Source organism: Rhizobacter sp. P5_A1 (assembly GCF_056400745.1).
In genome coordinates, this window is record NZ_JBFUKR010000028.1 from 47,419 (window position 1) to 65,999 (window position 18,581).

An 18,581-nucleotide genomic window follows, 5' to 3' on the forward strand; every position below is an offset into this window, starting at 1 on the left:
GACCTGGTCTTCGAAAGGAGCCTGCGATGCGCAATACCGCATGGATGTTCGCCGCGGCACTGGCCGCGCTGCCCCTGAAGCCCGCGATGGGCGCCGACGGCGACGGTCTGGCAGCCGCCTCGACACAGCAACCACCGTGGGCACGCTGGCAGGGCCGGCTGTCGCTCACCACGAGCAGCGATCCGTGGCGGCTCGGTGTCGAAGGCCCGGCCGTCAAGCTCAGCAGCGCCAGCCTGATGGGCGACTACTACTTCAGCCGCTCGCTGACCGGGCCGAACCAGCTCGGCGGCCTGCGTGCGACCAGCGGGCTGATCTTCGGACCGCGCTCGGTGCCGAGCACCGGCCAACCCGGCCTGGCGAGCGGAGGAAGCGCCTTCAGCATCGCCAGCAGGTCGATCGGTCGCGCGCCGACGTCGTACGGCGGCGAGTCGGCGAGCGACAACGCGACCCTGCCCTATCTCGGCGTCGGCTATACGGGGCTATCGGCGCGCGGCGGCTGGGCCTTCAGCGCCGACCTCGGCATTGTCGGGCAGGGCCCCGCCGGCGCTGGGCGCTTGGGTCGAAGCGGCAGCAACGGCCCGACGCTGGACGACCTGGTCCGCGACCTGCGGATGACGCCGTTGATCCAGCTCGGCATCTCGTACTCGTTCTAGAGGCTGAGCCCGGCCGCGGCGCGGGGCCTTGCTCGGCAGCCGCCGCAGGCGAGCGCCGGTTGCCGTATAAAGTCCCGTGTTCCCCATTTCCACGAGCCAGAGCAATCATGAGTGACGTCCAACAACGCATCGACGACATCGTCAAGGGCAACCGCGTGGTGCTGTTCATGAAGGGCACCGCGCAATTCCCGCAGTGCGGTTTCTCGGGCCGCGCCGTGCAGGTGCTGAAGGCCTGCGGCGTGACCGACATGAAGACCGTCAACGTCTTCGAGGACGAAGAGATTCGCCAGGGCATCAAGGACTACGCGCAGTGGCCGACGATCCCGCAGCTGTACGTCAACGGCGAGTTCGTCGGCGGCTCGGACATCATGATGGAGATGTACCAGGCCGGTGAACTGCAGCCCCTGCTGACCACCGCTTGATCGCCGCCGCCAGCCAGCGCGTCATCGTCGGCATCACCGGCGCCACCGGCGCGGTGTATGCGGTGCGCTTGCTGCAGCGGCTGAAGGCCCAGGGCGCGCAGACGCATCTGGTCGTCAGCCCGGCCGGCGTGCTGAGCGTGCATCACGAACTCGGGCTCGACCGCCGCGCGCTGGAGGCGCTCGCCGATCACGCCTACAACCCGGCCGACATCGGCGCGCCCATCGCCAGTGGCTCGTTCGCGACCGACGCGATGGTGATCGCGCCGTGCTCGATGCGCACGCTCGCGGCGGTCGCGCTCGGCCTCTCGGACAACCTGCTGACGCGCGCCGCCGATGTCATGCTGAAGGAGCGCCGTCGACTCGTGCTGATGGTGCGCGAGACGCCGTTCAACCTCGCACACCTGCGCAACATGACGAGCGTGACCGAGATGGGCGGCGTGATCTTCCCGCCGCTGCCGGCGTTCTACCACCGCCCGCAAAGCATCGACGAGATCGTCGACGACGGCGTCGAGCGCGTGCTCGCGCTGCTCGGCATTGCGGGCGCCGCGCCGAAGGCCTGGACCGGCCTGTAGCGGCTCAGGCCACCGACGGCTTGTAGAGCCACTGCCGCTGCGACGCGAACACCGCGCTGGGATACTCCGGCCGGCCGCGACTGCCGTTGTAGCGGCCGAGCGCCAGGTACAGGTCGCCGCGCTCCAGGTCGAGGTAGTGGCGCAGGATCACGCAACCGAAGCGCAGGTTGGTCTGCATGTGGAACAGCCGGGCCACGTCGCCGTCGCCGATCAGGCGCGCCCAGAACGGCATCACCTGCATATAGCCGCGCGCGCCGGCGATGCTGACCGCGTACTTGCGGAACCCGCTCTCGACCTGGATCAGCCCGAGCAGCAGCGCCGGCTCGAGCCCGGCGCGCGTGCTCTCGTACCACGCAGCCTCGAGAAACTCGACGCGCCGCAGGTGCTCGGATTCGCGCCTGCGCAGCCGGCTGCTCATTTCGCCGAGCCAGCGCAGATAGTTCAGCCGTGCGTCCATCGTGTCGAACTGCGGCTTCGGCGGCGCGCTGTCGTTGACGGCGGCATACAGCGCGGATCGCACCGCGTTCGCGAGCGGCTCCTCGACTTGCGCGCCGGCGAAAGCGCGATCGGGCAGCAGCGCGGCGAGCGGGCTCAGCATCGCGGCGGCGGTCAGACGGCGCCGCGCTCCCCCGAGGCGGGAGAGAGTGCCGCTCATCCGGCGAGCTTGGCCTTCAATGAAGACAGCATGTCGGCAATCGCGATCGCGCTGGCTTGCGCATCGCGACGGCCCTGGTACTCGGCCTTGCCCTCCTTCAGGCCGCGGTCCGAAAGCACGACGCGATGCGGCACGCCGACCAGTTCCCAGTCGGCGAACATCGCGCCCGGGCGCTCGCCGCGGTCGTCGAGCAGCACGTCGATGCCGGCCTCCTGCAGTTCGGCGAGCAGCTTGTCGGCCGCGGCCCGAACATCGGCCGAGCGATCGTAGCCGATCGGACAGATCACGACCGTGAACGGCGCGATCGCGGCCGGCCAGACGATGCCGCGCTCGTCGAAATTCTGCTCGATCGCAGCGCCCAGCAGGCGCGTGACGCCGATGCCGTAGCAGCCCATCTGCATCAGCTGCGGCTTGCCGCCTTCGTCGAGATAGGTCGCGTTCATCTTCTCGCTGTAGTACGCGCCGAGCAGGAAGACATGGCCGACCTCAATGCCGCGCTGGATCGCCAGCACGCCGCGGCCATCGGGCGACGGATCGCCGGCAACGACATTGCGGATGTCGGCGACCAGATCGGGCTCGGGCACATCGCGGCCCCAGTTGACGCCGGTGTAGTGGAAGTCGGCCTCGTTCGCGCCGCAGATGAAGTCGCTCATCGAAGCCACCGTGCGGTCCGCGATCACCTTCACGGCCTGCCTCTGGCCGATCAGCCCGAGATAGCCGGGCTTGCAGCCGAAGTGTGCGTCGATCTCGGCAGCCGTCGCGAAGCGGAAGCCGTTCGTCAGGCCCGGCAGCTTGCTCGCCTTGATCTCGTTGAGCACATGGTCGCCGCGCACCAGCAGCAACCAGATCGTCGTGCCGAGCACATCGCCGGCCGCGTTGGTGTCGTCGGTCGCGAGCACCAGCGACTTCACGGTGGTCTGCAGCGGCACGCCAAGCAGCTCGGCGACATCCTCGCAGGTGGCCTTGCCCGGCGTCGGCGTCTTCACGAGCGCGGCGCGCGGCGCGGCGCGCGGCGCGGCCGGCGCGAGCGCTTCGGCCATCTCGATGTTGGCGGCGTAGTCGGAATCGGGGCAGTAGACGATCGCGTCTTCGCCGGTGTCGGCGATGACCTGAAACTCGTGCGAGCGCACGCCGCCGATCGAGCCGTTGTCGGCAGCCACCGCGCGGAATTGCAGACCCATGCGCTCGAAGATGCGCGTGTAGGCGGCGAACATCTGGTCGTAGCTCTTGCTCGCCGCCGCGACATCGCGATCGAACGAGTACGCGTCCTTCATCGTGAACTCGCGCCCGCGCATCACGCCGAAGCGCGGCCGGCGTTCGTCGCGGAACTTGGTCTGGATGTGATAGAAATTCTTCGGCAGTGCGCGGTAGCTGCGCAGTTCCTGGCGCGCGATGTCGGTGATGACTTCCTCGCTGGTCGGCTGGATCACGAAGTCACGGTCGTGCCGGTCCTTGACGCGCAGCAGCTCGGGCCCGTATTTCTGGAACCGACCGGTCTCCTGCCAGAGCTCGGCCGGCTGCACGACCGGCATCAGCAACTCGATGCCGCCGGCGCGATTCATCTCTTCGCGAATGATCGCCTCGATCTTGCGGATCACGCGCAAGCCCATCGGCATGTAGCTGTAGATGCCCGCGCCGAGCCGCTTGATGAAGCCGGCCCGCATCATCAATTGGTGGCTCGTGATCTCGGCGTCGGCAGGCGCCTCCTTGAGCGTGGAGATGAAGAACTGGGATGCTTTCATGCGGCGTGCAGAGCGTGCTTTGAGGCGTGACGGAAGGCCGGCGGAGCGCGGCGCCGGCAGAGCCGTGCGGCCCGCTGTGCGCTGAGGGAAACCGCAGGGGTTGAATCCCGTCACGCCGGTGTAATAATGAATTCAACGAATGAATTGGGGTTGATTATGCTCGACCGTGAAGGGTTCAGACCCAACGTCGGCATCGTCCTGCTCAACCAGAGAAACCAGGTGTTCTGGGGCAAACGGATCCGCACCCATTCCTGGCAGTTCCCGCAAGGGGGCATCAAATACGGCGAGACGCCCGAGCAGGCGATGTACCGCGAGCTCCATGAAGAAGTGGGCCTCGTCCCCGAGCATGTGCGCATCGTCGCGCGCACACGCGACTGGTTGCGCTACGAGGTGCCCGATCACTTCATCCGCCGCGACGCACGCGGCCACTACCGCGGCCAGAAGCAGATCTGGTTCTTGCTGCAGCTCGTCGGTCGCGACAGCGACATGAACCTGCGTGCCACCGACCACCCCGAGTTCGACGCCTGGCGCTGGAACGAATACTGGGTGCCACTCGAGCTGGTGATCGAGTTCAAGCGCGATGTCTACCAGATGGCGCTCACCGAGCTCGCGCGCTTCCTGCCGCGCGGCGCGCATCACAACCGCTATTTGCGCTCCGGGATGCGGCCACACCATCGCGACGATGGGCCGCCACCGCACGACGATCCGCAGCATCCGGCCGAGTCGATTCCCGACGCGTCGGTCATCGGGAAAGCGCCCGACTGATCGATCCTTCGCGGCAGTCTGCTGCCGACTACGTCAGCACCAGATTGTCGCGGTGGATCAGCTCCGGCTCGGCCGTGTAGCCGAGCAGCTTCTCGAACTCGGCCGATGGGCGACGCGCGATCAGCCGGGCCTCGCTGCTCGCGTAGTTCGCCAGCCCGCGCGCGAGCTCGGTGCCATCCGGGCCGCGCACCGCGATGACGTCGCCGCGATGGAACTCGCCCTGCACCTCGGTCACGCCGATCGGCAGCAGGCTCTTGCCTTCGTCCCGCACCTTGCCCGCCGCCCCGGCATCGACGATCACCGTACCGCGCAGCTGCAGATGGTCGGCCATCCACTGCTTGCGCGCCGCGAGCTTTTGCGTCGGCGCGATCAGCGCGGTGCCGATCGCCTCGCCGTCGGCCAGCCGGATCAGCACATCGCTCTCGCGCCCGTACGCAATCACGGTGCTCGTGCCGCTGCTCGCAGCCCGTTTGGCAGCCAGGATCTTCGTCAACATGCCGCCGCGGCCGAGATTCGATCCGGCCCCGCCGGCCATGCGCTCGAGTTCGGGCGCGCCGGCGCGGGCCTCGCCGATGAAGCGGGCATCCGGGTCCTTGCGCGGGTCGGCCGAGTACAGGCCGCGCTGGTCGGTCAGGATCACCAGCGCATCGGCATCGACCAGGTTCGCGACCAGCGCGCCGAGCGTGTCGTTGTCGCCGAACTTGATCTCGTCGACAACCACCGTGTCGTTCTCGTTGATCACCGGAATGACCCGGTGCGACAGCAAGGTCAGCAAGGTCGAGCGCGCATTCAGATAGCGCTCCCGGTCGGCGAGGTCGGCGTGCGTCAGCAGCACCTGCGCGCTGCCCATGCCGTGCTCGCGCAGCTTCGATTCATAGATCTGCGCCAGCCCCATCTGACCGACCGCGGCGGCGGCCTGCAGTTCGTGAACCTCCTTCGGCCGCACGGCCCAGCCGAGGCGCTTCATGCCCTCGGCGATCGCCCCGCTCGAGACCATCACGACCTCGCGGCCTTGCGCAGCGAGCGCAGCCATCTGCCGGCACCAATTGCCGACCGCCGCGGCATCGACGCCGCGGCCTTCGTTCGTCACCAGACTGGAGCCGACCTTGACGACGATGCGGCGCGCATTCTTCAGCGCGGCACTCATGGGTTGTCGCTGCTCGCCGGCGCCGGGTCGAAGCGCGGATCGGGATCGTCCGGCACGACGTTCTTCAGCGTCGCGACATGCTTGTAGATCGCACGGATCAGCGGCTCGCAGCCTTCGCGAGTCAGCGCCGAGATCTGGAACACCGGGCCTTTCCACTTGAAGCGCTTGACGAAGTCCTTGACGCGCTGCTCGCGTTCCTCGACCGGCACCATGTCGATCTTGTTCAACACCAGCCAGCGCGGCTTCTCGAACAGTGCCTCGTCGTACTTCTTCAGCTCGCCGACGATCGCCTTGGCCTGCGCGACCGGGTCGACCGATTCGTCGAACGGCGCGAAGTCGACGAGATGCAGCAGCAGGTGCGTGCGCTGCAGGTGACGCAGGAACAGGTGGCCGAGGCCTGCGCCTTCGGACGCGCCTTCGATCAAGCCGGGAATGTCGGCAACGACAAAGCTCTGCTCCGCCGCGACACGCACGACGCCGAGATTCGGGTGCAGGGTCGTGAACGGGTAGTCGGCGATCTTTGGCCGCGCGTTCGAGATCGCGGTGATCAGCGACGACTTGCCGGCGTTCGGCATGCCCAGCAGGCCGACGTCGGCGAGCACCTTGAGTTCGAGTTGCAGCTTGCGCTGCTCGCCCGGCCAGCCCGGCGTTTTCTGGCGCGGCGCGCGGTTCGTGCTGGTCTTGAAATGCAGGTTGCCGAATCCGCCATCGCCGCCCTTGACGATCAGCACCTTCTCGTCCGGCACCAGCAACTCGGCGACGACCTGGTTCGTCTCGAGGTCGGTGATCACGGTGCCCATCGGCATGCGCAGCACGATGTCGTCGGCGGCCGCGCCGTACTGGTCGGAGCCGCGCCCGTTCTCGCCGCGCCGCGCCTCGTGGCGGCGCGCGTAGCGGAAGTCGATCAGCGTGTTCAGGTTGCGGTCGCCCATCGCATAGACGCTGCCGCCGCGGCCGCCGTCGCCGCCGTTCGGGCCGCCGAACGGAAGGAACTTCTCGCGCCGAAAGCTCATGCAGCCGTTGCCGCCGTCGCCGGCGACGACATCGATCGTCGCTTCGTCAACAAATTTCATGGTGCTGGGTCGGGTGAGGACCCGATGTTACGGCGTGGCCGGAAAGAACGAAGCCCCGGGCAGGCCGGGGCTTCGGTGTGCTGCGAGCCGCTTTGCAGCGGCGCGTCGCGTGCGTCCGCTCAGAGCGCCTTGACGAAGACCGTCTGGCGGTTGCGCGGGCCCTTGACGGCGTAGCTGACTTCGCCGTCGACCAGCGCGAACAGCGTGTGGTCCTTGCCGATGCCGACGTTCGAGCCGGCATGGAACTTGGTGCCGCGCTGGCGCACGATGATCGAGCCGGCCGGAATCTTCTGGCCGCCGAACACCTTCACGCCGAGCATCTTCGGTTGTGAGTCGCGGCCGTTTCGTGTCGAACCGCCGCCCTTTTTCTGTGCCATGGTTTAGCTCCTTGACTGGTTTACGGCACGCGTTACGCGTTCACCGCACCGATTTGAATCTCGGTGAAGTTCTGGCGATGACCTTGCCGCTTTTGATAATGCTTGCGACGGCGCATCTTGAAGATGCGCACCTTGTCATGCCTACCATGAGCCACGACGGTGGCCACCACGCTTGCGCCCGCTACCAAGGGAGTCCCGACCTTCAGATCGGCGCCGGCACCAATGGCCAACACCTGGTCGATCGTGATCTCTTGGCCAACATCCGCAGCAATCTGTTCTATTTTGATCTTTTCGCCAGCAGCAACCTTGTATTGCTTGCCACCGGTTTTTATGACCGCGTACATATCAGCCCTTTCAGTTCGGCCGCCGAAGGCGGCCCTCTCTTCTCTACCTCGTTCACTGCCCGTGCCGGGGAACCACGGCACGGCAGCCCTGCAAAACCCGCAGAGCCGAAGATTCTAGCATGCAGGCCTCTTTTGCGCCGACTCCGCCCGTGCGGCCGACACACTTTCTATAATCCGCGCTGATCCGACGAGCCCAGCGTGCAGCCCAACTCCCCGTCTTCCCTCCCGCCAGCTGCTGAAGCGCCGGCTCCGGCTGCCGTGGCGCTGATGGCCGCCGACATGCGCGAGGTGGACGGCGTGATCCGGCACCGCCTCGCGTCGGACGTCGTGATGATCAACCAGATCGCGCACTACATCATCAGCGCCGGCGGCAAGCGCCTTCGCCCGATGCTCGTGCTGCTGTTCGCGAACGCGCTGGGTTTTGTCGGTCGCGAACGCTTCGAGCTGGCGGCGACGGTCGAGTTCATCCACACCGCGACCTTGCTGCACGACGATGTCGTCGACGAATCGGCGCTGCGTCGCGGCCGGCAGACCGCGAATGCGCTGTTCGGCAACGCCGCCAGCGTGCTGGTCGGCGACTTCGTCTATTCGCGCGCCTTCCAGATGATGGTGTCGGTGAATCGCATGCGCGTGCTCGAGGTGCTGGCCGATGCGACCAACGTGATCGCCGAGGGCGAGGTCTTGCAGCTGATGAACATGCACGACCCGGATCTTTCGGTCGACGACTACCTCCGCGTGATCCGCTTCAAGACCGCGAAGCTGTTCGAGGCCAGCGCGCGCATCGGCGCGGTGCTCGCCGAAGCCGGGCACGAGGTCGAGGAGTCGTGCGCCGACTACGGCCGCTCGCTGGGCACCGCGTTCCAGTTGATCGACGATCTTCTCGACTACGAAGGCGCGACCGAGCAGCTCGGCAAGAACGTCGGCGACGACCTGCGCGAGGGCAAGCCCACCTTGCCGCTGCTGCTCGCGATGGAGCGTGGCAACGCGGTCGAGCGCGAGCTGATCCGCCATGCGATCCAGCACGGCGAGGTCGCGCGGCTGCCCGAAATCGTCGAGATCGTGCGCCACACCGGCGCGATCGCGGCCACGCGCGCCGCGGCCCGAACCGAAGCCGACAAGGCGGCACGTGCGCTCGGTGTGCTGCCGCCGTCGACCTTCCGCGAAGCTCTGCTAGAATTGTGTTTTCGATCCGTCGAACGCTCGTCCTGAGTGCTTCGACGTTGGCACTGCGTCGCAGACCGCCACAGCATCGGGGTGTAGCTTAGCCTGGTAGAGCGCTACGTTCGGGACGTAGAGGCCGGAGGTTCGAATCCTCTCACCCCGACCAACATTCCTTCTCTTCCTTTCGCGTCGATCGTTCCGCGCCGATCGTTCGCCCCCTGCCCCATTCAGGGGGCCCGATCGGCGACGCCGGGCACGCCGGCCTCGCGTGCGCAATGGGCGCAGCAATAGATCGTCGGCCCGGCCTCGATGCCATGACCGACGACCCGGCAACCGCAATGGCCGCACGCCGGCGCGAGCTTGTGGATCGGGCATTCGAAGCTGTCGAAAGTCCAGCTCTGTCCGGCCAAGACGTCGGTGGCCGCGCAGGCTATCGGAGCCGAATGACGCGGTTCGAACGCGCAGGCGCCACCGCGGCGTAGGACCGCTCCGACGATTCAGCGCTTCCGCGCCTTGGCCGCAGCGGCCCGCTCCTTTCTCTGCGTCTTCTGCGACCGGACGCCCTCCTCGCGACTCGTCGGCGGCCGGTCGAACAGCGCTCGCAACTCGTCCTTTGCGGCCTCGAGGCGGCTGCGCTGCGGCGTCGAGACCTTCGGCCCGGCGCGGTTCAAGTAGAAGGTCAGCATCGACATCGCCGAGCGGAATGGGCTGGACTTGCGGCGCGCGCTGTGTTCGGCCGATTCCTTCAGCGACTCGGCGATCTTCTTCGGGTCGCGTTTCGCGAACACGCCGTGCTCGAGGTCGAGCGCGTCGCTGTGTTCGGTCACCTTCTGCGACCACTTCTTCCTGGGCGGTGACTTCGTGCTCATCGTGACTCCCGGCTGGCGCCAAGAGAACATCAATCGGCGCTCCTGTCGCCCGCTCAGCGAGGCGGCGGTGGGTCGGCCTTGGCCAGGTCGGCGAGCCAGTCGCGATAGACCTGCTCGATCTGCTCCGGATCGCCGCGCAGCAACGCCGAAGGATGCAAGGTCACCAGCACCGGCGTCGCACCGGCGCGCTCGAACCACTGGCCGCGCTCGCTCAGCACCTTGACCGGCCGACCGAGCAGCGCGCGCGCCGCGACGGCGCCGAGCGCGACGATCGTGCCCGGCCGCACCGCGGCGATCTCGTCGGTGAGCCAATGCGCGCAGGCCAGCATCTCGAGCTGGCCCGGGGTCTTGTGCATGCGCCGCTTGCCGCGCAACTCGAACTTGAAGTGCTTCACGGCGTTGGTGACGTACAGGCGCTCACGCCGCCAGCCGAGGTCATCAGCGTCGCATCGACGCGGCCTTCGCCCCAGACGGTCTGAGTCGCGAGCGCGCCGAGCGGGCACTCGCGGCAACCGGCGGCCGCGGTGCGCAGCCGCTCCCAGGCGGCCTGGCGCGCACGTCGGGTGTCGGCAGTCATGCGCCGGCGGGCGGCAATCGACGGTCGCGGTGTCGCGTCGCCGCGGGTGGGCATGCGGATTGCCCAATCGGCGTGCACGGCTCCGGCGGGGCCGGCGAGACCTTCACCCAACGAGGGCAGCAACATGGCAACGTATGGCAACAAGGCTTCCGAGAAGGTCGGCAAGGCGCTCCACGAAGAGAAGGCCGGCGCGCTGAAGAGCGGCAGCTCGGGCAAGAAGGTCACGGGCCGCGAACAGGCGATCGCGATCGGCCTGTCGCAGGCTCGACGGGCAGGCGCCAAGGTGCCGTCGAAGCCGACGGCGAAGACCCCCCGCAAGAGCAGCCGGAAGAGCTGACGGCACAGAGCCGGCCGCGCGGCCATGTCGGGCCCGCGGGGCCGGCCGTTCCGTTGTACGCACGCCTCGGGCCGTGCGCGATCCGCCGCGCCCGGGCGAAATGCGCGTTATCTGAATCCCCTTCTTGCACAACGCGTGCTAATCTGTTGATTCTTCGAGACTAATGACTCGCGTCACTCGCCGGGGCCGGCCCTGCTGCACTCTGTTTCAATTGGCCGGAAACAGGCGTGAATTGTTCGCCTCGGCGCCTGGGGCGCGCGTTTACAGTCTTTGACGGATCAGAGATGATCCCCCGTTTGAATTGCATGGATTGAACCCGCGAACCGTGGACACATTGGCAGACGCTCCGCACTCGGCGCTTTCCGGCGTCGCGCGAGTTCTCGTCCACGCTGGCAAGCTCAACGCGAAGGTCGCCGAAGACCTGGTTCGCAGCTCGAAGGACAAGCGCAATAGCTTCGTCGCCTCGGCGATCGCCGCCGGCGCCGTCTCGCCGGCCGATCTCGCCCACACGCTGTCGAGCGCGCTCGCGCTGCCGCTGCTCGATCTTTCCGCCGTCGATGCGCAGCGCCTGCCTCGCAACGTGATCGACGGCAAGCTCGCGGCGCAGTACCAGGTCATCGTGCTGGGCAAGCGCGGCAGCCGGCTGTTCATCGGCGGTGCCGACCCGACCGACCAGGAAGCGGTCGAACGCATCAAGTTCGCCACGCAGCTCTCGCCCGAATGGGTCATCGTCGAACACGACAAGCTGTCCCATCTGCTCGAGGCGAGCGGCACCAGTGCGACCGAAACGCTCGAGTCGATGGCTTCGGGCGACTTCGAGTTCGATGTCACCGACGACGTCACGGCGCCGCAGGAATCGACCGACGCAGCTTCGGAGGTCGAGGACGCGCCGGTCGTGCGCTTCCTGCAGAAGATGCTGATCGACGCGATCAACATGCGCGCGTCCGACCTGCACTTCGAACCCTACGAGTACCACTACCGCGTGCGCTTCCGCGTCGACGGCGAGCTGCGCGAGATCACCCAGCCGCCGATTGCGATCAAGGACAAGCTCTCGTCGCGCATCAAGGTCATCTCGCGGCTCGACATCGCCGAGAAGCGCGTGCCGCAGGACGGCCGCATGAAGCTGAAGTTCGGCGCGAAGGCGATCGACTTCCGGGTCAGTACCTTGCCGACCCTGTTCGGCGAGAAGATCGTGATCCGGATCCTCGACCCGAGCAGCGCGAAGGTCGGCATCGAGGCGCTCGGCTACGAGAAGATCGAGAAGGATCGGCTGCTGAAGATCATCCAGCGTCCGTACGGCATGGTGCTCGTGACCGGCCCGACCGGCAGCGGCAAGACCGTGTCGTTGTACACCTGCCTGAACATCCTGAACCAGCCGGGCGTCAACATCTCGACCGTCGAGGACCCGGCCGAAATCAACCTGCCGGGCGTGAACCAGGTCAACGTCAACGACAAGGCAGGCCTGACCTTCTCGGCCGCGCTGAAGTCCTTCCTGCGCCAGGATCCGGACATCATCATGGTCGGCGAAATCCGCGACCTCGAAACCGCCGACATCGCGATCAAGGCCGCCCAGACCGGCCACATGGTGATGTCGACGCTCCACACCAACGATGCGCCGACGACGCTGACCCGGCTGCTGAACATGGGCGTGGCGCCGTTCAACATCGCGTCGAGCGTGCTGCTGATCACCGCGCAGCGGCTCGCGCGCAAGCTGTGCGAGAGCTGCAAGGCGCAGGCCGACTATCCGCGCGAGGCGATGCTCAAGGCCGGCTTCGCCGACCACGACCTCGACGGAACATGGCGCCCCTACCGCGCGGTCGGCTGCTCGGCCTGCAGCAACGGCTACAAGGGCCGCGTCGGCATCTACCAGGTCATGCCGATCACCGAAGAGATCCAGAAGATCATCTTGAACGAAGGCACCTCGATGGACATCGCGACCCAGGCGCAGCGCGAGAGCGTGCGCGACCTGCGCCAGTCGGGTCTGGTCAAGGTGCGCGCAGGCGTCACGACGCTCGAAGAAGTGATCTCGGTGACGAACGAATAAGCCAGAAGAACAGCGAACACATCAACACATCGAAGGGACGGGGAAGCAATTCCTCGAAGGTGACCATGGCGACTGCAGCGGCCGCGAAAAACCTCAAGGAACTTGTCTTCGAGTGGGAAGGCAAGGACAAGAACGGCAAGGTCGTGCGCGGCGAGATGCGCGCCGGCGGCGAGGCCGTGGTCGGCGCGAGCCTGCGCCGCCAGGGCATCCTCGTCAACAAGGTGAAGAAGCGCCGCACGCAGGGCGGCAAGTCGATCAAGCAGAAAGACATCGCGATCTTCACGCGCCAGCTGACGACGATGATGCGCGCCGGCGTGCCGCTGATCCAGGCCTTCGACATCGTCGCACGCGGCAGCACGAACCCGCGCATGACGCGGCTGCTGATCGACATCCGCAGCGATGTCGAGACCGGCACGAGCCTGTCGTCGGCGTTCCGCAAGCACCCGCTGTACTTCGACGCGCTCTACTGCAACCTGGTCGAGGCCGGCGAGGCCGGCGGTATCCTGGAGCAGCTGCTGGATCGCTTGGCGATCTACCAGGAAAAGACGATGGCGATCAAGAACAAGATCAAGTCGGCGCTGATCTACCCGATCGCGGTGATGGTGGTCGCGTTCGTCGTGCTCGCGGTCATCATGATCTTCGTGATCCCGGCCTTCAAGGACGTGTTCAGCTCGTTCGGCGCCGACCTGCCTGCGCCGACGCTGGTCGTGATCGCGATGTCGGAGTTCTTCGTCAAGTACTGGTGGCTGATCTTCGGCGTGCTCGGCGGCGGCACCTACTTTTTCATCCAATCGTGGCGGCGCTCGGTGAGGATGCAGAAGTTCATGGACCGACTGCTGCTGCGCGTGCCGGTGTTCGGCGAGCTGGTCCGCAAGTCCTCGGTCGCGCGCTGGACGCGCACCTTGTCGACGATGTTCGCGGCCGGCGTGCCGCTCGTCGAGGCGCTCGACTCGGTCGGCGGCGCCTCGGGCAATGCGGTCTATGCCGAAGCGACCGAGCAGATCCAGAAGGACGTCTCGACCGGCTCGGCGCTGACGACCTCGATGCAGACGACCGGCGTGTTCCCGACGATGGTGATCCAGATGTGCGCGATCGGCGAGGAGTCGGGCTCGCTCGACCAGATGCTCGGCAAGGCGGCCGAGTTCTACGAAGATGAGATCGACGAGGCGGTCAAGGGCCTGTCGAGCCTGATGGAGCCGTTCATCATCGTGATCCTGGGTGTGCTGGTTGGCGGCATCGTGGTCTCGATGTACCTCCCGATCTTCAAGCTCGGCGCCGTCGTCTGAACCTCGGCGCGATGGACCCGCAAGTCGTTGGCGTCTTGCTGTCGCCGCTCGTCCTGGCCGTGTTCGGGCTGCTGATCGGCAGCTTCCTGAACGTCGTGATCCACCGCCTGCCGTTGATGATGGAACGCGGCTGGCGGGTCGAGAGCGCCGAGTTGCTCGGCGTGAAGATCGACGAGGCGCCGGCGATCACGCTGTCGTCGCCGCGCTCGCGCTGCCCGTCGTGCGGGCACCCGATCCGCTGGTACGAGAACATCCCGGTCGCCAGCTACCTCGTGCTGCGCGGCAAGTGCTCGGCCTGCGGCACGCCGATCTCGGCGCGCTACCCGGCCATCGAGGTGCTGACCGCCGCGCTGTTCGCGGCCTGCGGCGTGCACTTCGGTGCGCAACCGACCGTGCTGCTGTGGTGCGGGCTGGTCGCGACGCTGGTTGCACTTGCGTTCATCGACCTCGACACCAGTTTCCTGCCCGATGACCTGACACTGCCGCTGATGTGGGCCGGAATCGTATCGGCGGCGCTCGGCTGGATCCCGGTCACGCTGGCAGCCTCGGTCGGCGGTGCGGTCGCGGGTTACCTGGCGCTGTGGTTCGTGTTCCACGCGTACCGGCTGATCCGCGGCAAGGAAGGCATGGGTGCCGGCGACTTCAAGCTGCTCGCCGCGCTCGGCGCGTGGATGGGCTGGCAGGCGATCCCGTCGATCATCCTGCTCGCGTCCGCGGTCGGCGCGATCGTCGGCATCGCGCTGATCGTGTTCCGCCAGCACGATCGCGAGGTGCCGATCCCGTTCGGCCCGTACCTCGCCGGCGGCGGCATCGCCGCGCTGTTCTTCGGCGGGCCCTTGGCGCAGCTGTGGATGCCCCCGGTCTGAGAGCGCACTCGCTGCGGATCGGCCTGACCGGCGGCATCGGCAGCGGCAAGAGCACGGTCGCGAGGCTGCTGGTGCAGCAGGGTGCCCTCCTCGTCGACACCGACCTGATCGCGCGCCAGCTCACGCTGCCCGGCGGCGCGGCAATCGCCGCGATCGCCGAGGCGTTCGGTGCCGATCTGCTCGATGCGAGCGGCGCACTCGATCGCGCGCGGATGCGCGAGATCGTGTTCGCCGACCCGCTGAAGAAGCGCCGCCTCGAGGCGATCCTGCATCCGTTGATCGGCACCGAGACCGAGCGCCAGGCGAGTGCCGGGGGGGCACCGGCGGTCGTCTTCGACGTGCCGCTGCTGGTCGAATCGGGCCGCTGGCGCGCGAAGGTCGACAAGGTGCTGGTCGTCGATTGCCGCGAGGCGACGCAGATCGAGCGCGTCGTCGCCCGCTCGGGCTGGACACCGGACGCCGTGCAGGCGGTGATCGACCAGCAGGCGTCGCGCCGACAGCGTCGCGCCTGCGCCGACGCGGTGCTCTTCAACGACGGCATCACGCCCGCGCAGCTCGCGGACCAGGTGCAGGCGCTCTGGCGCCACTGGACCCGAGCGCCCCGCTGAGGCAAGCGCAGCCGCAGCGCCTTGCTGTGGAACAATCGTGCCTCGACAGGTCCGCTTCGCCTGTCCAGGGACCCTGCACCGTGATCCTCTACGAATACCCGTTCAACGAAAGCATCCGCACGATGCTGCGCCTCGAGCACCTGTTCGACCGGCTCGGCCAGCTGATCGCACGCGACGCGGCCGTCGATCACCACTACGCGCTCGCAACGCTGTTCGAGATCCTCGATGTCTCCTCGCGCGCCGACCTCAAATCCGACCTGCTGAAGGAACTCGACAAGCACAAGCAGCAGTTCAACAGCTACCGCGGCAACCCGTCGATCTCCGAGGGCGCGCTTGACGACGTGATCGCGAAGATCGACCACGCGTTCAACGGCCTCAACGACGTGCAGGGCAAGGCCGGTGCGGCGCTGAACAGCAACGAGTGGCTGATGAGCATCCGCAGCCGCATCAGCATCCCGGGCGGCACCTGCGAGTTCGATCTGCCGGCCTACTACGCCTGGCAGAAATTCGAGCCCCAGCGCCGCCGTGCCGACCTGCTGCAGTGGGTCGGCTCGCTGATGCCGCTGGCCGAGGCGCTGCAGGTGCTGCTCGGCTTGCTGCGCGACTCCGGCGTGCCCCACAAGGTCGCCGCGATCGGCGGCCAGTTCCAACAGAGCCTGCCGCAGGGCCGCGTCTACCAGCTGATGCGGGTGCGGCTCGACGAACCCGAAGACATCATCCCCGAGATCAGCGGGCACCGCCTGATGGTCTCGGTGCGGCTGATGCGTCAGGACGCCGAGGGCCGCCTCAAACCGAGCCAACACGACGCCAACTTCGAGTTGACGCTGTGCTCATGAGCGGTCAGCCCAAAGGCGCGCGGATCATCCGCTGCCCGGGCTGCGGCGGGCCGAGCGTGTACTCGGCCGACAACCCGTTTCGCCCGTTCTGCAGCGCGCGCTGCAAGAACAACGACTTCGGCGCCTGGGCCAGCGAGGGCTACGCGGTACCGGCAGATCCGGACCCGGATCTGCCGGAGCCCGACTCCGGCCGCGAGCACGATTCGCCCAAGCACTGATCGCGCGGCTCAGCGCGCCAGCCAGTGCGTCGCGAAGCCGGCCAGGTCATCGTGCACCGACTTGGCCAGCGCCAGATCCGGCCCGACATTCGGGCTGCCGTTCGGTGCCCGCAGCACCAGCGCGGCGTGCACCTGCGCCGGCAGGCCACGCAGGTAGGGCAGGTAGTCGTCGACGAACGCGATCGGGTTCAGGCTTTCGATCGCATCGGCCTTCGGGCTGCGCTCGCCCTCGGCGTTGCCGGTCGCGACCACGCGCTCGATCGGGAAGCCGAGGTCGCGCAGGTTGCGCAGCCGCGCTGCTTCGAACTCGAGCTCGAGCGCCGAGACGCAGACCAGCTCGAAGCCAGCCGCATGCAGGCGGCGGCAGGCATCGAGCGCCCCTTCGATCGGCGGCAGCGTGGCCCAGAAGTGTTCGTCGAATGCGGCCCGAAACAGCGGCCGCCGTTCCGGCGTCAGGCGCTCGACGGCCCATCGATCGATCGGCCAGTACGCGAGCCGGTCGCGCTCGGCCGGCGCCTGGCCGAACGCCCGCTCCCAGGCCGATGCGTAGCCCACGTGGAAGTCGAGCAGCACGCCATCGCAGTCGAGCGCAATCAGGGGTCGGCCAGTCATGTGTCGACTCTACCGGGCCGCGCCTGATCGCGCTGTCACGTGCCGGACGCACAATCGTCCCGATGCAGCACAAGCCCTTCTCGCCCGCGTGCGAGCGCAACCAGGACGCGATCCTCGCTGTGCTGCGCGAGCACTTCAAGGATCGAACGCGCGTGCTCGAGATCGGCAGCGGCACCGGCCAGCATGCGGTTCACTTCGCCCCCGCGCTGCCGCAACTGGTGTGGCAGACCTCGGATGTGCCCGCGAACCTCGCCGGCATCCGCCTGTGGCTCGCCGAGGCGCGATGCCCGAACACGCCACCGCCGCTGAGCTTCGACATCAACGACAGCGCGGCGCCCGCCGGCGACTACGACGCGATCTTCAGCGCGAACACGCTGCACATCATGGCGTGGGACGAGGTGCGGCGCCTGTTCGCGCTGCTGCCGTCGCTGATGCGCCCGCGGGCGCTGCTGACGATCTACGGGCCGTTCAACTACGGCGGCGCTTTCACCAGCGCGAGCAACGCCGCCTTCGACGCCTCGCTGCGTGCCGCTCGAGCGCAGCGCGGGCTGCGCGACTTTGAAGCCGTCGACGCGCTCGCGCGTGGTGCCGGTCTGGCGCTGATCGAAGACCGCGAGATGCCGGCCAACAACCGCTGCATCACGTGGCGTCTGTCTTCCTGACGGCCGCCTTGCCGGCCGCGCGCACGGTCTCGGCACGAAACACCAGCGCGGCCTCGAACGACGCGCGCACGAACTTCAGCGCCGCGGCGAACTCCTCGTCGTTCAGCTGGCGCGCCGCGTCGCTCGCGCGGTAGAGGTTCGCGAACTCGCGCTCGCGGCCGGCCTGCACCGCGAGCTTGCCGATGCCCAGACTCTCAAGCGTCGCCCAGAGCTTCGGGTTGTAGGTGCGCGTGAGCTTCATCGCGACCGGAATCGGGTCGTTGCGGCCGAGCACGGCGGCCAGGCGCAGGATGATCTCGAACGGCAGCCCGACCTTGCCGCCCTCGACCTGCTCGAGCAGCGACACGTCTTTCAGGTTGATCGCACGGCCCAGATCGCCCAGCGTCAGCCCGGCGCTCTCGCGCAGGTCGCGAAACAGCCCACCGGCCTTCTCGACCGCCGCCTTGTGCGCCGGTTTCGTCAGCCGCGCGGCGGCGACGCGAAACGACAGGTCGGCCGCGGTGTTCGCGATCCCGAGCACGAAGTCGGTCCACGAGCGCAGGTCGCGCGCCAGCGTCAGCAGGCTCTTGTCCTTGACCAGATCGTCGACGACGACCGGCGCGACCGCCGACGCGGCCTTCACCCGGCCGGCGGCCGCCTTCTTGGCGGGGGCGCGCTTCGCGGTGGCCATCGCAAGCCCTTAGCGCACGGCGGCCGTCGCTGCCTTCACGGCGGCGCGCTTGCGCGGCACCGGCGTGGCGGGGGCGGCACGGCGG

General features: G+C 67.6%; 24 protein-coding genes and 1 tRNA gene. 14 read left to right on the forward strand and 11 right to left on the reverse strand.

Annotated elements, in window-relative coordinates:
- The first annotated feature begins 26 nt into the window (after positions 1 to 26).
- The 3 genes from AC1DTW_RS23245 to AC1DTW_RS23255 all read left to right on the forward strand — a co-directional run bounded on the left by AC1DTW_RS23245 (position 27) and on the right by AC1DTW_RS23255 (position 1,647).
- Entirely contained in the window at positions 27 to 653 is a 627-nt protein-coding gene (locus AC1DTW_RS23245) for a hypothetical protein (RefSeq protein WP_477983771.1), read from the forward strand.
- A 107-nt stretch (positions 654 to 760) separates the two neighbouring features.
- Entirely contained in the window at positions 761 to 1,075 is a 315-nt protein-coding gene (gene grxD / locus AC1DTW_RS23250) for a Grx4 family monothiol glutaredoxin (protein WP_477983772.1), read from the forward strand.
- A complete protein-coding gene (locus AC1DTW_RS23255) occupies positions 1,072 to 1,647 on the forward strand; it encodes a UbiX family flavin prenyltransferase (protein ID WP_477983773.1) in 576 nt (191 codons plus the stop codon). The genes grxD and AC1DTW_RS23255 overlap by 4 nt, the downstream gene beginning before the upstream one ends.
- 4 nt (positions 1,648 to 1,651) lie before the next feature.
- On the opposite strand, the gene AC1DTW_RS23260 is transcribed toward AC1DTW_RS23255, so the two are convergent.
- The gene (locus tag AC1DTW_RS23260) at positions 1,652 to 2,245 is read right to left on the reverse strand and encodes a lytic transglycosylase domain-containing protein (RefSeq protein ID WP_477983774.1); all 594 of its coding nucleotides are present in this window, start codon (positions 2,243 to 2,245) and stop codon (positions 1,652 to 1,654) included.
- 53 nt (positions 2,246 to 2,298) lie between these two features.
- Positions 2,299 to 4,044: a proline--tRNA ligase gene (locus AC1DTW_RS23265; RefSeq protein WP_477983775.1), complete on the reverse strand. Its 1,746-nt coding sequence runs from the start codon at positions 4,042 to 4,044 to the stop codon at positions 2,299 to 2,301.
- Positions 4,045 to 4,200: 156 nt separating this feature from the next.
- Here AC1DTW_RS23265 and AC1DTW_RS23270 point away from each other — a divergent pair, with 156 nt between their 5' ends.
- A complete protein-coding gene (locus AC1DTW_RS23270; protein WP_477983776.1) occupies positions 4,201 to 4,809 on the forward strand; it encodes an RNA pyrophosphohydrolase in 609 nt (202 codons plus the stop codon).
- 28 nt (positions 4,810 to 4,837) lie between these two features.
- On the opposite strand, the gene proB is transcribed toward AC1DTW_RS23270, so the two are convergent.
- The 4 genes from proB to rplU form a co-directional block, all read right to left on the reverse strand.
- On the reverse strand, positions 4,838 to 5,956 hold the full coding sequence (proB, locus tag AC1DTW_RS23275) for a glutamate 5-kinase (protein ID WP_477983777.1): 1,119 nt from the start codon (positions 5,954 to 5,956) through the stop codon (positions 4,838 to 4,840).
- Positions 5,953 to 7,029: an Obg family GTPase CgtA gene (cgtA, locus tag AC1DTW_RS23280; RefSeq protein ID WP_477983778.1), complete on the reverse strand. Its 1,077-nt coding sequence runs from the start codon at positions 7,027 to 7,029 to the stop codon at positions 5,953 to 5,955. Before cgtA ends, proB begins: the two co-directional genes overlap by 4 nt.
- A gap of 119 nt (positions 7,030 to 7,148) precedes the next feature.
- Positions 7,149 to 7,406: a 50S ribosomal protein L27 gene (gene rpmA / locus AC1DTW_RS23285; protein ID WP_477983779.1), complete on the reverse strand. Its 258-nt coding sequence runs from the start codon at positions 7,404 to 7,406 to the stop codon at positions 7,149 to 7,151.
- 32 nt (positions 7,407 to 7,438) lie between these two features.
- Positions 7,439 to 7,750 (reverse strand): 50S ribosomal protein L21, encoded by a 312-nt coding sequence (rplU, locus tag AC1DTW_RS23290; protein ID WP_477983780.1) that lies wholly within the window; start codon positions 7,748 to 7,750, stop codon positions 7,439 to 7,441.
- 267 nt (positions 7,751 to 8,017) lie between these two features.
- Here rplU and ispB point away from each other — a divergent pair, with 267 nt between their 5' ends.
- Entirely contained in the window at positions 8,018 to 8,959 is a 942-nt protein-coding gene (gene ispB, locus AC1DTW_RS23295) for an octaprenyl diphosphate synthase (RefSeq protein ID WP_477983781.1), read from the forward strand.
- Between the two features lie 41 nt (positions 8,960 to 9,000).
- Positions 9,001 to 9,077: transfer RNA gene (locus tag AC1DTW_RS23300), tRNA-Pro, on the forward strand.
- A gap of 331 nt (positions 9,078 to 9,408) precedes the next feature.
- Here the strand turns inward: AC1DTW_RS23300 and AC1DTW_RS23305 are convergent.
- From AC1DTW_RS23305 to AC1DTW_RS23315, 3 genes are read right to left on the reverse strand one after another with little or no spacing between them, the layout of a single operon-like run.
- Positions 9,409 to 9,780, reverse strand: a complete 372-nt coding sequence (locus AC1DTW_RS23305; protein WP_477983782.1) for a DUF3175 domain-containing protein — start codon at positions 9,778 to 9,780, stop codon at positions 9,409 to 9,411.
- Between the two features lie 53 nt (positions 9,781 to 9,833).
- Complete coding sequence (locus AC1DTW_RS23310; RefSeq protein ID WP_477983783.1) at positions 9,834 to 10,175, reverse strand: uracil-DNA glycosylase family protein; 342 nt, start codon at positions 10,173 to 10,175, stop codon at positions 9,834 to 9,836.
- Positions 10,172 to 10,357, reverse strand: coding sequence for a hypothetical protein (locus AC1DTW_RS23315; protein WP_477983784.1), 186 nt, complete (start codon positions 10,355 to 10,357; stop codon positions 10,172 to 10,174). Before AC1DTW_RS23315 ends, AC1DTW_RS23310 begins: the two co-directional genes overlap by 4 nt.
- A 124-nt stretch (positions 10,358 to 10,481) precedes the next feature.
- Between AC1DTW_RS23315 and AC1DTW_RS23320 the strand changes: the two genes are divergently transcribed.
- The 7 genes from AC1DTW_RS23320 to AC1DTW_RS23350 all read left to right on the forward strand — a co-directional run bounded on the left by AC1DTW_RS23320 (position 10,482) and on the right by AC1DTW_RS23350 (position 16,552).
- The gene (locus AC1DTW_RS23320) at positions 10,482 to 10,694 is read left to right on the forward strand and encodes a DUF6496 domain-containing protein (protein ID WP_477983785.1); all 213 of its coding nucleotides are present in this window, start codon (positions 10,482 to 10,484) and stop codon (positions 10,692 to 10,694) included.
- 325 nt (positions 10,695 to 11,019) lie between these two features.
- The gene (pilB, locus tag AC1DTW_RS23325; protein WP_477983786.1) at positions 11,020 to 12,738 is read left to right on the forward strand and encodes a type IV-A pilus assembly ATPase PilB; all 1,719 of its coding nucleotides are present in this window, start codon (positions 11,020 to 11,022) and stop codon (positions 12,736 to 12,738) included.
- Between the two features lie 65 nt (positions 12,739 to 12,803).
- The gene (locus AC1DTW_RS23330) at positions 12,804 to 14,024 is read left to right on the forward strand and encodes a type II secretion system F family protein (protein WP_477983787.1); all 1,221 of its coding nucleotides are present in this window, start codon (positions 12,804 to 12,806) and stop codon (positions 14,022 to 14,024) included.
- An 11-nt stretch (positions 14,025 to 14,035) separates the two neighbouring features.
- Positions 14,036 to 14,890, forward strand: coding sequence for a prepilin peptidase (locus AC1DTW_RS23335; RefSeq protein WP_477983788.1), 855 nt, complete (start codon positions 14,036 to 14,038; stop codon positions 14,888 to 14,890).
- Positions 14,872 to 15,498 carry a dephospho-CoA kinase gene (coaE, locus tag AC1DTW_RS23340; protein ID WP_477983789.1) on the forward strand — a complete coding sequence of 209 codons (627 nt, stop codon included), beginning with the start codon at positions 14,872 to 14,874 and terminating at the stop codon, positions 15,496 to 15,498. Before AC1DTW_RS23335 ends, coaE begins: the two co-directional genes overlap by 19 nt.
- An 80-nt stretch (positions 15,499 to 15,578) precedes the next feature.
- Positions 15,579 to 16,334: a cell division protein ZapD gene (zapD, locus tag AC1DTW_RS23345; RefSeq protein WP_477983790.1), complete on the forward strand. Its 756-nt coding sequence runs from the start codon at positions 15,579 to 15,581 to the stop codon at positions 16,332 to 16,334.
- Positions 16,331 to 16,552, forward strand: a complete 222-nt coding sequence (locus AC1DTW_RS23350; protein WP_477983791.1) for a DNA gyrase inhibitor YacG — start codon at positions 16,331 to 16,333, stop codon at positions 16,550 to 16,552. Before zapD ends, AC1DTW_RS23350 begins: the two co-directional genes overlap by 4 nt.
- Before the next feature lie 9 nt (positions 16,553 to 16,561).
- Here AC1DTW_RS23350 and AC1DTW_RS23355 read toward each other — a convergent pair whose 3' ends face one another.
- Positions 16,562 to 17,164: a 5' nucleotidase, NT5C type gene (locus AC1DTW_RS23355; RefSeq protein ID WP_477983792.1), complete on the reverse strand. Its 603-nt coding sequence runs from the start codon at positions 17,162 to 17,164 to the stop codon at positions 16,562 to 16,564.
- A gap of 62 nt (positions 17,165 to 17,226) precedes the next feature.
- Here AC1DTW_RS23355 and AC1DTW_RS23360 point away from each other — a divergent pair, with 62 nt between their 5' ends.
- Complete coding sequence (locus AC1DTW_RS23360; RefSeq protein ID WP_477983793.1) at positions 17,227 to 17,826, forward strand: DUF938 domain-containing protein; 600 nt, start codon at positions 17,227 to 17,229, stop codon at positions 17,824 to 17,826.
- Here AC1DTW_RS23360 and AC1DTW_RS23365 read toward each other — a convergent pair.
- Positions 17,804 to 18,496, reverse strand: a complete 693-nt coding sequence (locus tag AC1DTW_RS23365) for a helix-turn-helix domain-containing protein (protein WP_477983794.1) — start codon at positions 18,494 to 18,496, stop codon at positions 17,804 to 17,806. The genes AC1DTW_RS23360 and AC1DTW_RS23365 overlap by 23 nt on opposite strands.
- Positions 18,497 to 18,581: the final 85 nt, after the last annotated feature.

What these genes read in the sequence shown, in the direction of transcription:
- AC1DTW_RS23360 (WP_477983793.1), top strand. Translation starts at nt 17,227, where the DNA reads ATGCAGCACAAGCCCTTCTCGCCCGCGTGCGAGCGCAACCAGGACGCG.
- AC1DTW_RS23305 (WP_477983782.1), bottom strand. Translation starts at nt 9,780, where the DNA reads ATGAGCACGAAGTCACCGCCCAGGAAGAAGTGGTCGCAGAAGGTGACC.
- rpmA (WP_477983779.1), bottom strand. Translation starts at nt 7,406, where the DNA reads ATGGCACAGAAAAAGGGCGGCGGTTCGACACGAAACGGCCGCGACTCA.
- ispB (WP_477983781.1), top strand. Translation starts at nt 8,018, where the DNA reads ATGGCCGCCGACATGCGCGAGGTGGACGGCGTGATCCGGCACCGCCTC.
- grxD (WP_477983772.1), top strand. Translation starts at nt 761, where the DNA reads ATGAGTGACGTCCAACAACGCATCGACGACATCGTCAAGGGCAACCGC.
- AC1DTW_RS23355 (WP_477983792.1), bottom strand. Translation starts at nt 17,164, where the DNA reads ATGACTGGCCGACCCCTGATTGCGCTCGACTGCGATGGCGTGCTGCTC.
- AC1DTW_RS23335 (WP_477983788.1), top strand. Translation starts at nt 14,036, where the DNA reads ATGGACCCGCAAGTCGTTGGCGTCTTGCTGTCGCCGCTCGTCCTGGCC.
- rplU (WP_477983780.1), bottom strand. Translation starts at nt 7,750, where the DNA reads ATGTACGCGGTCATAAAAACCGGTGGCAAGCAATACAAGGTTGCTGCT.
- AC1DTW_RS23320 (WP_477983785.1), top strand. Translation starts at nt 10,482, where the DNA reads ATGGCAACGTATGGCAACAAGGCTTCCGAGAAGGTCGGCAAGGCGCTC.
- AC1DTW_RS23270 (WP_477983776.1), top strand. Translation starts at nt 4,201, where the DNA reads ATGCTCGACCGTGAAGGGTTCAGACCCAACGTCGGCATCGTCCTGCTC.
- AC1DTW_RS23260 (WP_477983774.1), bottom strand. Translation starts at nt 2,245, where the DNA reads ATGCTGAGCCCGCTCGCCGCGCTGCTGCCCGATCGCGCTTTCGCCGGC.
- AC1DTW_RS23245 (WP_477983771.1), top strand. Translation starts at nt 27, where the DNA reads ATGCGCAATACCGCATGGATGTTCGCCGCGGCACTGGCCGCGCTGCCC.
- AC1DTW_RS23350 (WP_477983791.1), top strand. Translation starts at nt 16,331, where the DNA reads ATGAGCGGTCAGCCCAAAGGCGCGCGGATCATCCGCTGCCCGGGCTGC.
- proB (WP_477983777.1), bottom strand. Translation starts at nt 5,956, where the DNA reads ATGAGTGCCGCGCTGAAGAATGCGCGCCGCATCGTCGTCAAGGTCGGC.
- AC1DTW_RS23330 (WP_477983787.1), top strand. Translation starts at nt 12,804, where the DNA reads ATGGCGACTGCAGCGGCCGCGAAAAACCTCAAGGAACTTGTCTTCGAG.
- AC1DTW_RS23265 (WP_477983775.1), bottom strand. Translation starts at nt 4,044, where the DNA reads ATGAAAGCATCCCAGTTCTTCATCTCCACGCTCAAGGAGGCGCCTGCC.
- AC1DTW_RS23315 (WP_477983784.1), bottom strand. Translation starts at nt 10,357, where the DNA reads ATGACTGCCGACACCCGACGTGCGCGCCAGGCCGCCTGGGAGCGGCTG.
- cgtA (WP_477983778.1), bottom strand. Translation starts at nt 7,029, where the DNA reads ATGAAATTTGTTGACGAAGCGACGATCGATGTCGTCGCCGGCGACGGC.
- AC1DTW_RS23365 (WP_477983794.1), bottom strand. Translation starts at nt 18,496, where the DNA reads ATGGCCACCGCGAAGCGCGCCCCCGCCAAGAAGGCGGCCGCCGGCCGG.